This window comes from Megasphaera sp. SW808 (genome assembly GCF_012027795.1).
In the GTDB taxonomy this organism is placed as follows: domain Bacteria; phylum Bacillota; class Negativicutes; order Veillonellales; family Megasphaeraceae; genus Megasphaera; species Megasphaera stantonii.
In genome coordinates this window covers 26,488-38,733 of sequence record NZ_SJOT01000006.1, presented here as the reverse complement: position 1 = coordinate 38,733, position 12,246 = coordinate 26,488, and the positions used below count along the sequence as shown (strand labels likewise).

13 protein-coding genes and 1 tRNA gene are annotated in these 12,246 nt (G+C 50.2%); 4 read left to right on the top strand and 10 right to left on the bottom strand.

The window, feature by feature from the left end:
- Positions 1 to 8 precede the first annotated feature (8 nt).
- Genes nikC through E0L13_RS03645 form a run of 4 tightly spaced genes read right to left on the bottom strand, consistent with a single transcriptional unit; the run spans position 9 to position 3,297 of the window.
- Positions 9 to 848, bottom strand: coding sequence for a nickel transporter permease (gene nikC, locus E0L13_RS03660; protein ID WP_168060385.1), 840 nt, complete (start codon positions 846 to 848; stop codon positions 9 to 11).
- Complete coding sequence (locus tag E0L13_RS03655) at positions 848 to 1,786, bottom strand: ABC transporter permease (protein ID WP_206081500.1); 939 nt, start codon at positions 1,784 to 1,786, stop codon at positions 848 to 850. Before E0L13_RS03655 ends, nikC begins: the two co-directional genes overlap by 1 nt.
- Before the next feature lie 2 nt (positions 1,787 to 1,788).
- Positions 1,789 to 2,571: a class I SAM-dependent methyltransferase gene (locus E0L13_RS03650; protein ID WP_168060382.1), complete on the bottom strand. Its 783-nt coding sequence runs from the start codon at positions 2,569 to 2,571 to the stop codon at positions 1,789 to 1,791.
- A gap of 12 nt (positions 2,572 to 2,583) precedes the next feature.
- A complete protein-coding gene (locus tag E0L13_RS03645) occupies positions 2,584 to 3,297 on the bottom strand; it encodes a class I SAM-dependent methyltransferase (protein WP_168060380.1) in 714 nt (237 codons plus the stop codon).
- A 698-nt stretch (positions 3,298 to 3,995) separates the two neighbouring features.
- Between E0L13_RS03645 and E0L13_RS03640 the strand changes: the two genes are divergently transcribed.
- From E0L13_RS03640 to E0L13_RS11735, 4 genes are all read left to right on the top strand, one after another.
- A complete protein-coding gene (locus E0L13_RS03640; RefSeq protein WP_168060378.1) occupies positions 3,996 to 4,172 on the top strand; it encodes a hypothetical protein in 177 nt (58 codons plus the stop codon).
- Between the two features lie 626 nt (positions 4,173 to 4,798).
- Positions 4,799 to 5,338, top strand: a complete 540-nt coding sequence (locus E0L13_RS03630) for a hypothetical protein (RefSeq protein ID WP_168060376.1) — start codon at positions 4,799 to 4,801, stop codon at positions 5,336 to 5,338.
- A 309-nt stretch (positions 5,339 to 5,647) separates the two neighbouring features.
- On the top strand, positions 5,648 to 6,205 hold the full coding sequence (locus tag E0L13_RS03625; protein WP_206081498.1) for a Fic family protein: 558 nt from the start codon (positions 5,648 to 5,650) through the stop codon (positions 6,203 to 6,205).
- A complete protein-coding gene (locus tag E0L13_RS11735; RefSeq protein ID WP_206081513.1) occupies positions 6,097 to 6,387 on the top strand; it encodes a hypothetical protein in 291 nt (96 codons plus the stop codon). Before E0L13_RS03625 ends, E0L13_RS11735 begins: the two co-directional genes overlap by 109 nt.
- 665 nt (positions 6,388 to 7,052) lie before the next feature.
- Here the strand turns inward: E0L13_RS11735 and E0L13_RS03615 are convergent.
- The 6 genes from E0L13_RS03615 to argR form a co-directional block, all read right to left on the bottom strand.
- Positions 7,053 to 7,129 (bottom strand) — tRNA-Arg (locus E0L13_RS03615).
- A gap of 121 nt (positions 7,130 to 7,250) precedes the next feature.
- Entirely contained in the window at positions 7,251 to 8,135 is an 885-nt protein-coding gene (gene dapA, locus E0L13_RS03610; protein ID WP_095629232.1) for a 4-hydroxy-tetrahydrodipicolinate synthase, read from the bottom strand.
- A gap of 16 nt (positions 8,136 to 8,151) precedes the next feature.
- Positions 8,152 to 9,189: an aspartate-semialdehyde dehydrogenase gene (locus tag E0L13_RS03605; protein ID WP_168060372.1), complete on the bottom strand. Its 1,038-nt coding sequence runs from the start codon at positions 9,187 to 9,189 to the stop codon at positions 8,152 to 8,154.
- A gap of 28 nt (positions 9,190 to 9,217) precedes the next feature.
- Positions 9,218 to 10,015, bottom strand: a complete 798-nt coding sequence (dapB, locus tag E0L13_RS03600) for a 4-hydroxy-tetrahydrodipicolinate reductase (RefSeq protein ID WP_168060370.1) — start codon at positions 10,013 to 10,015, stop codon at positions 9,218 to 9,220.
- A gap of 82 nt (positions 10,016 to 10,097) precedes the next feature.
- Positions 10,098 to 11,783 (bottom strand): DNA repair protein RecN, encoded by a 1,686-nt coding sequence (gene recN, locus E0L13_RS03595; protein ID WP_168060368.1) that lies wholly within the window; start codon positions 11,781 to 11,783, stop codon positions 10,098 to 10,100.
- A 7-nt stretch (positions 11,784 to 11,790) separates the two neighbouring features.
- Positions 11,791 to 12,246, bottom strand: coding sequence for an arginine repressor (gene argR, locus E0L13_RS03590; protein WP_087476872.1), 456 nt, complete (start codon positions 12,244 to 12,246; stop codon positions 11,791 to 11,793).

The window sequence follows — 12,246 nt, the reverse complement described above, 5'->3', positions numbered from 1 at the left end:
CCTCCCCATTACCGCCCCCGCTCTTTCGGGTCTATATAATCACGCAGCGCGTCGCCCCACAGATTAAATACGGCGACAGAAAGAAAAATAGCCGCGCCGGGAGACAGGACGACCCAGGGATAGGTCTGCAGCATGCTTCGGCCTGTGCTCATCATGCTGCCCCATTCGGCGGCCGGCGGCTTGGCGCCTAATCCCAAAAAGGACAGGGCCGCAAGCTCCATCATCATCGTGCCGATGTCCAGGGCTGCCGTAACGACGATTGTTCCCAGGCAATTCGGCAATATATGGCGGACCATGATCTGACGCGGCAAAGAACCGGCCATCTGAGCCGCTAAAATAAACTTCTGATCCTTCAATGCCAAGGTCCGGCTTCGGACCAAACGGGCGTACTTAGGCCAGCTGACGGCCGCCAAGGCGACAACGGCATTATGAATCCCGCCGTGTAACACAGCCGCTATGGCCATGGCGAAAATCAAGCTGGGAAAGGCCAGGCAAACGTCGGCCAGGCGCATGCACAGAGCGTCCGCCTTCCCGCCGTAATATCCGCACAGCAGTCCGACGCCCGTACCGATAAAAGCAATCATGGCGACGAGAGCCAGTGCCGAAAAAATGCTGAGCTGCGCGCCGGCTAGAATCCGGGACAACATATCGCGGCCATACCGATCCGTTCCCAGCCAGTGTTCCCACCCAGGAGCCTGAAGAGCCGCGTCATACTGCTGGGCATACGGATCATAGGGACACAAATACGCACCGAAGGCCGCAACGCACAGCAACGCGGCGGCGCAGAACGAAAACAAGATAAGGCGGCGCTTCGGCGTCTTGTGAAAAACGAGAGCTTCCGGTATCATCAACGCCGCCCCGCTTTCCAGCCAATCTGCGGGTCCGCTATCCGATAGACGATATCAGTCAGCAAATTGACGACGACGTATATGAAGGCCATCCATACGACATAGGCCTGAATCATAGGATAATCTCGTCCGTGAATCGCATCGACGGCCAGCTTTCCTACGCCGTCCCACATGAAAATGGATTCTACAATGGCAGTCCCGCCCAGCAGGCTGCCGATAGAAAGAGCCAGCAGCGTCAAAATCGTACCGAAGGAAGCCCGCAGAATGCTGCGCCGCAGCGTCCAGGAAAAGGGAACGCCCCTCGATTTCGCCCCCAGCACATAGTCCTTGCCCATCTCTTCCAGCACGGCCGCCCGCACTTGCCGCAAATACTTGGCAGACATCGCAATGGCCAGTGTCGCCGTCGGCAGCGCCAGATGCTCTATCCCCATTCCCGAGGAAAGGACGGGAAACAAGGGTAGCCGGACGGCAAACAAATACAGCAGAACCAAAGCCAGAAAAAAATTAGGCATGCTGTTGCCGCAAAAACTGAAAAAGCGTATGACGTAATCTACAGGCGAGTTGCGCCGGACCGCTGCCGCAATGCCCAGCGGAACCGAAACGGCGACTGTCAGCAGGACGGACGACGCCGTGAGAAGCAGCGTCGCCGGCAGCTTATCCATGAAAGTCGCAAAAACGTCACGCCCTGTCATGAAGCTGACGCCCATATTACCGTGCAGCAGATTTCCCAGCCAAACGATATATTGCGTCAGAAACGGCCGGTCCAATCCCAGCTGCGCCCGTTCGGCCGCGACGACTTCCGCAGCGACAGCTATGCCTGCCCGGTCATATTTTTGAACGACTGCATCGCTGCCGGCAATATGCATCATGGCAAAGGACAGAAAAGTAATTCCCAGCAAAATCGGAATCAGCTGCAAAAGCCGCTTTATCACATACATCGTCATAGCTGCTTCACAGCCTTTATCATAAACATGGGCGTCGAGCCGTTATTGATGCGTTCTTCCCGCGTCCATACCGTCTTCCATATCTCCTCATCGGCAACGGCATCCATCCCTAAGCGCCGCAAAATATCTAAATCCCACTGCGGGCGCACGCGTCCCGACAGAGGAGCTTTGCCGGCAATCGCTTCCATAGCCGGTATATCTGTCCCGTCCGTCTCGTCGGTTACGCCGCTCCGGCGGATGTGCTCCCTGTCTTCCATATATCCCCGCCGCGCTTCCTCATCGTATAAATACCGATACCAATTGGCGTCGAAGTTCAGCAGCAGGCCGCCTCGTTTCAGGACGCGCCGCCACTCGCCATAGGCCTTGTCAGGGTGCGGAAGGTTCCACGTCAGGTTCCGCGTGACGACGACGTCGAAATACCCGTCGGCAAAGGCCAGCTGCTCCGCGTTCATGCGGCAAAACCGTATAGACCGGCCGAGCCGTCCGGCATTGTATCTCGCTTCTTCCAGCATAGACGCTGTATAGTCGACGGCCGTCACCTCATAGCCCCGTTCAGCCAGCAGAATGGCGAAAAATCCCGGCCCCGTGCCGACGTCCAGCACGCGGATTGATGAAGCACTCTCTTTACCGCAGGCCGCGTCTATGTGCTGCAGCAGCGTCCGTCTCCAGACGTCCCGCTGGCTTGAGCTCAGCTCGTTTTGATGGACTGCCGAATATCCCGGCGCGCGGTTTGTCCAATAGGCCATATTTTCTTGTTCATAGCTTTCATAAGCCGCCATAGTCATCCCTCGTCAAACATACGCCGCAATACAGAATATGGGCGTAGGATTATAAAATTCGTCTACGTCATGATATATGCGCTTCCAAACGGACAGATCCACGCGGACATCGCGGAATCCCGCCTCGGCCAATAACTCGCAATCCCGCTGCGGACGCAGCTCCGGCCTGCGCAGGACCGTCTTCATCCGTTCATAGTCAGCCAGCAGCGACGGCGCAATCCGTTGGTGCGCATGGGCAGCCGGCAGCGGCATATCCGCCCTTTCATGGCAATAATCGGCGTCAAAATTCAGCAGCAGGCCGCCGTCCTTCAGCACGCGCCGCCACGCCCTATAGGCCTTGCCCAAGTTCGGAAGAGCCCAGGTCAGATTGCGCGAAATGACGACGTCGAAAGAAGCGTCGGGAAACTCGGGCCGTTCCGCATCCATAACGAAAAACGCCGACGGCACATGGTATAGCTCCGCTTTCCGCTTCGCTTCGGCAATCATGTGCTCCGTCAGATCGATGCCGACGACGTCGTGCCCCGCCAGGGCCAGGATATTGGCAAAAAATCCTGTTCCCGTGCCGACGTCTAAGATACGCAGCGGCGCTTCCATCGAAAAATACCGCTGAAACTCCTCTATCCACAACTGCCGCTTCGGGCTTTGAAACTCCCGGCACCGCTGCGCCGAAAACTCGTCGACCCGCTGCGACCAATATTCTATCATTTCACGTTTAATATGTTCCATCTGTCAAGCCTTTCTATATTTCGTAATTTAAAGTAATTTTATTATACAAAAATATATATGGCCTTTTAAGCCCCCTATGGGGATAGAAATTACCGCACAGTCCATACAAACCTTCATAACTATATGCTCATCATTTATACTGCGCACAAAAAAACAGCCCACGCAAAATGCATGAACTGTTTTTACTTGGTTAACCACAAGCATATAAACACAAGTTACAGCTATATACGGAAGAAATATTTTTTCCTTACGGCATTGCACTGCGGCAAGGCATTTTTTTATTACCTTCAGCTCTGCCACCTCCTGTCTTTAATATGCGGCTTCAGCAGAAAAAAGATATTCGAGCGTACAGTTGGGAAAAATGCTTCTGAAGTATATTTATTTTCCGCAGCGTAAAATCTGTACGCCCACATCGTTTACTTGAAAAACGCCTTTTGCTTATGCTGCAAACAGAGACGCATTTACCATTTGTAAGCTTTTTTCTGGCCATTTCTGTCTTTAAATTAGGATACATCGCAATTTTCATCTCCTCGATATTTCCCCGCGGGGGCAATTTTATAGCGTGACCATATTATGTTGCATTGCAATTACCAATATCAACGGGAACTTTTTTACGTTGTAATGTAATTATTTTACAAAGTAATTTTTGTATGGTTTAATGATAGTAAATAAAAGTTCTTATTTTTGAGGTGAAAAAGATGGCTATAATCGACAATCTTTCCGCTTTGATGCCAGAACATAACTATACTAAAGCTGACGTTGCTAAACTTTCCGGCATACCATACGCCACGATTGACGGGTTATTTAAAAAAGGGGATGAAAATACTAACTTATCAACTAAAAAAATTATCGGCATTTATGGGATACACACTTGATGAACTACCAACTGATAATGAACAAAAAAAATTATAGCGTTAAATTCTCGCGATAAAAGAGATCTTCAAAAACGTCTACAAGAAATTTTAAACGACATGAATACTGAGGAAACAAAAGATTTTCTTCGGACATCCCTCCAGCACTCTATCGAAGCAGCAAAAATACGAGCAAAGGAAAATTTACGCCTAAAAAGTACAAGAAATACGTGGTAACCAGCGGCTATAAAGAGTACAGCACAAAAGTTATCCAGAAAACATAAAAACGCTCCATTAAAATTAGTTAGATATACTCGTTGTATATGAAGATCTGGATAGTATTTTGAGATATTTCGCCGCTCATTTTCGGATGAAGACAATCCATCTCAATGAAAATGCACGGGAAGAGCTGAAGAGATGCATCTGTGCGCACGAACTAGGGCACGCAATATTTCACGCCAAAGTCAACATGCCGTTCCTAAGCGTCTATACGCTGTATAGCGTTGAAAAAATCGAAGGGCTGACAAATATGTTTACAGTTGAATTACTTCTACACGATAGGTATATAAGATAATCCAGGCTGTAGTATGTATGATTTAGCAAATAATCGCAGTGTACCAATTTATTAAACTGAAAGGAATGTGAACGCCATGAAAAGAATTTGTACATTATTTCTATCATTAATGATAACGTTTAACGCTATTTCTGTATTCGCTATTTCTAAGACAGAGTTAGAAAGCAATCCGGAAAGATATATCATCATTTCTGAATCTACTGACGGGAACGGATACTGTGACTACAGCAATACTAAAGTTATTGCCAATACGGATACTACAGCAACCATTAAAACAAAAATATACCAAGTATTTAATACTAAACAAATGATTACTACGTGTGATTATGACTTTATTTATAATAAAGAGCGCAGCACTAAAAATTTGACAGAATTAGTTATGTCAAAGCCGGAAGCACGGGCAATGCCAGAATATTTTGTTAATCAGTTAAAAGCATTAGATTCCGGCGTAAAAGTCCACAAATACAATTTTAAGGTATTCAATTTTTCAGGCAAAGACATCACACCTTTGAAGCTGCACGGATATGAAAAAACAATGACAGCAGATATGCGTTCTCTTGATTACTCTATCGCCAGTGGATTATATGGTGTTTATTTTAACATGGAGTTATTCTAAGAAGACAGTATAAAAAAGACAATAACTTCGCTCGCAAAATAAAATTAAATACCGGCATAACTTGGCGTCCTCAAAAACTTGAAATACACCATATGAATAGAACCGCTCGTGGAAATTCTATAACTATTGATCCTTCAGAAATAAACATGCAAAGTATGTGCGGATATAGAAGCTCTTCATATAACGCCGCCAATTTCGTATTTTATAAAGCATATAACAGATGTTTTAATCCAAATGTTTATCTGTAACCTTTGTAGAAAATAAAAAACTCCCCCTGTTGCCAGCCGGATATAATGAAAGGTACATACTATGAATCCTATTCTAATTGAAATTGATACGCTAAAAAATACGCTGCGCGGCCTACGTCCATTGAGCAAAGCCGAGCTGCAGCGGCTGCGCAATGAATTTATCATCGAAACGACCTACAATTCCAATGCCATCGAGGGCAATACACTAACGCTTCGTGAAACAGCCCTTATCCTGCAGGAAGGCATTACCATTGCCGAAAAGCCTCTGCGCGACCATCTCGACGTCATCGGCTTCAAGGACGCCTTCTATTACATCATCGACCTGGCATCACATAATACACCGCTGACAGAAGAAACGGTCAAGACGATCCATTCCCTCGTCCTGATGAATGACCGGGAAAACCGCGGCAAATATCGCAGCGTCCCTGTCCGCATCCTCGGCGCGCTCCATACGCCGCAGCCGTACATGGTACAGCCGACCGTCGAGCAGCTGATCCGACAGTATGAGGAATGGAAACAGGAAAAACACATCATCGAAGCCATCGCCCTGCTTCACCTCGAATTCGAGTCCATTCACCCCTCATCGACGGCAACGGCCGCACAGGCCGCCTGCTGCTGAATTTCGAGCTGATAAAAAACGGCCTGCTGCCCATCGACATTAAATTTACAGACCGCCGCAAGTATTACGACTGCTTCGACGCATACCATGCCGATAATAAAAATCCTGAAAAGATGGTATCGCTTATCGCAGAATATGAAAAGGTCGAATTAGAACGATATATCAAAATTATCAAGCAATAAAACGAGTCTTTGTCAAATGTTGGAGTATATTCTCTTGTTACAGTATTTTGCGTCCCATTCCCGTTTGTTAATGATGCGATATATTAAATTCGCTTCTTGAACCGGCTATACTTTCGAATCCCAAAGCTGATCCGTTTTAGCACTTTGATTTTATTGGTGCATCCCTTGTATACCCATTGGACCATGGGAATTTCAGGACGTTGACAATTTCCTCAAACCAGTCTGTAAACGACGTGACGGATAGTGACAGGCCGGGCAGCTGTACTGCCGTTTACGAAACTGCGCATATACGGGAATGTCATTTGCAATGGCAATACATACAGTTTGCTGCCGGTAATCCTTAATACGTGAAGTACGTGTATGACAATGAGGGCAGCGCTGCTCTTTCTTTGGAATCGCCAGATGTAGAATCTGTTTGTCTTCCAGCAGTTCCAAAGAAGTTACCTCAACCTCTTTTAAAGAGAGCTCTTTTCGATATAACAAGAATTGGACATAGACATTTTCCTTTCTATTGGGTTTGGTCGCTTTAATAGTAACAGGGGATACGTCGTATGTCCATTTTTTTGTAAAATGGGGCAGCGGCAGATATACGATGTCTGTCGTTACCCCAACATTTATTATAGAACCAAAAAAAACAGCTCATGCAAATTGCATGAGCTGTTCTATGGTGACCCGGTAGGGATTCGAACCCTAGACCTACTGATTCGTAGTCAGTCACTCTATCCAGCTGAGCTACCGAGTCATATCTTAACGACTTATATAGTATAGTAAATTTTTTATTATTTGTCAATACGTTTTTTATATAAAATGGGGAAAGAGCGGCGCTCCTTCCCCATTTGCTCCATCGTATTGATGATTTCCAGTTACATGACGCCGGCATCCTTCATCATCTGCGTCAGGAATTCTTTTACCTTCGGGCTGGCGTCTACCATAGGCAGGCGGAATGCGCCGGCCGGCAGGCCGAGCATGTTGCAGCAGGCCTTGATCGGCGTCGGGTTTACGGTGCAGAAGATACCCGTCATAACCGGCAGGTATTTCTGATGCAGTTCCATGGCCTTTTTGATGTCGCCGTCTTTATAGGCCTGAACCATTTCGTTCATCTCCTTGCCGATGATATGGGACGCAACGCTGATAACGCCGCAGCCGCCGACGGACAAAATCGGCAGGGTCAGGTTATCTTCGCCGCTGTATACGTAGAAGTCGTCGTCTGTGTCACGGGCAATCGTCGTAGCTGCGTTCAAATCGCCGCTGGCTTCCTTGATGCCGACGATATTCTTGAAGTCATGGGCCAGCTTGACGACCGTAGCCGCTTCAATCTTGCCGCCCGTACGGCCCGGTACATTGTAGATCAGAATCGGCATATCCGTCGCCTTCGCAAGGGCCGCAAAGTGGGCGTAGCAGCCGTCCTGATTCGGCTTGTTGTAATAGGGAACGATGGCCAGGAAGCAGTCTACTCCCGTCTTTTCCGCTTTTTTCATGAATTCGATCGTCTGCGCCGTATTGTTCGTGCCTACGTTGGCCATGACCATCACTTTATCGCCTACGGCGGCGGAGATGTCCGTAAAGAGCTTTAATTTTTCCTCTTCCGTCATCGTAGCGCCTTCGCCGGTCGTACCGGCTACGAGAATGCCATCGGAGCCGTTTTCGCAGTAATACTGTGCTAATTTGACGGCGCCTTCGTAATTGACGGACTCGTCTTCATGAAACGGCGTAATCATAGCCGTGATAACGTTGCCAAATGTTAACATACCAATTCGCTCCTCTCTACTTTACCATATCATGAGCCAGCATATATTCGGCGATCTGCAGGGCGTTCAGTGCGGCGCCCTTGCGGATTTGGTCGCCCGATACCCACAAGTTGACGGCTTTGGGATTGTACAGGTCCTTGCGGATGCGGCCTACGTAGCAGTCGTATTGTTCCGACGTATACATGGGCATGGGATATTCCATTTCGGCCGGATTGTCCTGTACCTGCGCGCCCGGGAAGGCGTCGATAGCCTTGCGGATCGCGTCGACAGTCAATTCATCCTGTGTTTCTACGTAAATGGATTCGGCATGGCTGCGGAAAACGGGAACGCGGACGGTTGTCGCCGTAATGGCGATAGTATCGTCGTGAAGCATCTTATGGGTTTCATTGACCATCTTCATTTCTTCCTTCGTATAATCGTTTTCCATGAATTTATCAATCTGCGGAATCAGGTTAAACGCGATGGGATAGTGCTTCGGCAGGCTCTTGCTCGGCAGGATCTGCGGGTTCATGGCTTCGCCCTTGAGGTAGGCCTGCGTTTCTTCCTGCAGCTCGTCGATGCCTTCTTTGCCGGCGCCGGACACGGCCTGATAGGTGCTGACGATAATCTTTTTGATCGGCGACAAGTCGTGAATCGGCTTCAAAGCCATGAGCATGATGATCGTCGAGCAGTTCGGATTGGCTATGATGCCCTTATGCCAGGCAATGTCTTCCGGATTGACTTCAGGAACGACAAGGGGCACGTCCGGATCCATGCGGAACGTGCTGGAATTATCGATGACGATACAGCCCCGTTTAGCAGCTTCAGGCCCCAAGGTCTTGCTGATAGAACCGCCGGCAAACAAGCCGATATCTACGCCGTCGAAAGATTCGGGCTTCGCTTCTTCTATCGTGTATTCCTGACCGTTAACGGTCAGCGGCTTGCCTGCCGAACGGGCCGACGCCAGCAGCTTCAGCTTGCTGTACGGAAAATTTCGTTCTTCAATCAGGCGGATAAATTCTTGTCCAACTGCACCTGTGGCGCCTAAAATCGCTACTACCGGTTCTTTTGCCATACTAAAAACCCCTCCAACATCTTACGTCTTATAAATAATTTTCCAAGCCAAAGGTCAGGCCCGGCCGAGAGTTTACTTTCTTTACAGCCAAAATGACTCCGGGCATGAACGATTTGCGGTCGATAGAATCGTGACGGATCGTCAGCAGCTCGCCGTAGCCGCCGAACAGTACCTGCTGATGGGCGACGTAGCCGGGAAGGCGGACGCTGTGAATGGGAATGTCGTCCACTTTTGCGCCGCGGGCGCCGTCCAGGCTTTCATGCGTCTTATCCGGAGCCTGCTGGGCATTGGCAGCCTTGCGGGCCGCGTCGATTTTATTAGCCGTCATGATGGCCGTGCCGGACGGAGCGTCCAGCTTATTATTATGGTGAAGTTCGATGATTTCTACATCCGGCAAATAAGGAGCCACTTCTTCCGACAGCTTCATCATCAAAACGGCGCCGATAGAAAAGTTCGGCGCAATGAAAATGCTCGTCTTGCGCTGTTCTGCCAAGGCGGCCAATTCGCCGCGCTGTTCTGCCGTCAGGCCCGTCGTGCCGACGACCATATTGACGCCGTGTTCAATGCATGTCTTGGCGTTTTCAAAGATAACCTTAGGTGTCGTAAAATCTACAACGACGTCGGGCTTAATGTCGTCCAGGGCCTGGCCTAAGCCTTCGCGGATAGCGATTCCCAGCGCGCCGACGCCGGCCAGTTCGCCGGCGTCTTTGCCGATATTCGTCACGCTGACGCCGCCGACAAATTCTAAATCCTTATCTTCATATACGGCTTTGACGACCTGGCTTCCCATGCGGCCGTCCGCGCCGTTTACCAATACGCGAATCATGTTTGTTCACCATCCTAATTTTACTTAATTAAAGATTACCATTAATATATACCTATTATGCAAATTCGTCAATAGAATCACTTTAAATCTTGTCGTCCCGCACTTGACGCACGATTTGCTTGGCCGCCTCGATGCTGGCCTCCGTCGCGTCGTCGCCGGCAAACATGCGGGCGATTTCCAAGACGTGGTCTTCTGCCGACAACGGGCGAACTTGCGAAACGGTCCGACCATCGGCTTCCCTTTTATAGATGAAGTAATGGTGATCGGCTATGGCCGCCGTCTGGGGCAGGTGGGTAATGCACAAGACCTGATTGTCTCGTCCCAGCCGCCGGATGTGCTCGGCTACCTTCAATCCCGTCTGCCCGCTGATGCCGACGTCGATTTCATCGAAGATCATCGTCTGCCCGCCGGCCGAGGCCGCGCTCGACTTCAGGGCTAGGGCAATACGGGAAATTTCGCCGCCCGAGGCGATTTTCGCCAGAGGCTGCATGGCTTCGCCCGTATTGGCCGAGAAATATAATTCGATGGAAGCCGCCCCGTCAGGAAGGATTTTTTCCATAGGCTCGATGTGAAAGGCGATGCGGCTGTTCGGCATTCCTAATTGATGAAGGGTCTCTTCCATGGCCTGACGGAAGGAGGCGTCTGCTTCCCGCCGCAGCGAAAGCAGCCGTTCGGCCTGGCGGCGCAGGCCCTGTTCCTGCCGCTTGATGTCGGCTTGAAGCTCTGCCAGCAGGCTTTCCGATTGGTCGAGCCGTTCGTACTCGCCCTTGGCTTTGGCCAAAAAGGCCAGTATTTCTTCAATCGTAAGGCCGTATTTCCGCTTGAGCTTGTCGATCGCCGCCAGGCGGGACTGCATGGCGTCAAGAGCCCGTTCGTCAAACTCAAAGGAATCGGCATACCGCATCAGGCCGTCATGCACGTCTTCCACCTCGTAGGACAGCGTTTCCACCTTAGACGCTAAGTCGGCAAAGGCCGCATCGTAGGCGGAGGCCTTTTCCAGGCAGCGATGTATCGTCTCCAGCTGTTCGACGATGCCCTTCTGCCGTTCGCCCCCTTCCAGGCAAAATACGGCTTCTTTTAGATTGTCTTTAATATGCTCGGCATGAGAGGCGGCGCGCACCTTCTTTTCCAGCTCGTCGTCTTCGCCGATTTGCAGCTGGGCGCTCTCGATTTCCTTGATTTGGAAATCGAGGATACTGGTCATGCGCGCCTTTTCGCCTTCGTCGTGCTGCAGCTTGCGCGCCTGCTGGCACAGGGAACGCCACGCGCCGTACATTTCGTCATACCGCCGCCGCTCCTGCTGCAGCTCCGGCGTCAGCGAATCCAGTATGCCGACGTGGTAGGCCGGGTCAAAGATGAGGCGGTTGTCGAACTGGCCGTGTATGTCGAGAAGGTATTCGCCAATGCGCTTGACGACGGCAGTCGGCACCAGCGTGCCGTTCACCAGCGTTGTGCCCCTGCCGCTGCGGTAAAACTGCCGGCAGATGACAAGCTGCCCGTCGTCGCATTCGATGTGGTTTTCTTCCAGCAAACGGGCCAAATGTTCGCCTATAACAGAAAAAAAGAACGCGCCTTCAACACGAAAGGCGTCCGTGCCCTGCCGCACGAACGATGCTGAAGCGCGTTTTCCCGCCAACATGCCGATTGCATCGAGAAGAATAGACTTGCCGGCGCCGGTTTCACCGGTAAAAATCGTAATGCCTTCGCCGAAAGAAAGCTGCAGATCTTCTATTAACGCAAAATTATGTATGTGCAGCGATTGCAGCATAAGCGCCTCATTCTTTCATCAGCGACACGATTAATTTTACCAGCTGCGGCACCGTTTCCGCGTTGTTCGTAATAATGAGAATCGTATCGTCGCCGGCTAAGGTCCCGATAATGCTTTCCCATTTCGCGTGGTCGATAGCCGAAGCTACCATGCTGGCCGAGCCCGGCAGCGTATGCACGACGATTTGGTTAAAGGCCGAGTCGACGCGGACGATAGAATCCTGGAACAGGCGGGCCATGCGGTTTTTGGACATGAGCATGTTCTGTTCCGGCGACAGGGCGTACCGATAATGGCCGTCGCTGGTCGGAACCTTGATGAGCATGAGTTCTTTAATATCGCGCGACACCGTCGCCTGCGTGACTTCAATCCCTTCTTCCTGCAGGGCCTTTGCCAGCTCTTCCTGCGTTTCAATCGGACGGGACTGCACTATTTCCTTTATCTTCGTATAGCGAAATCGTTTCAT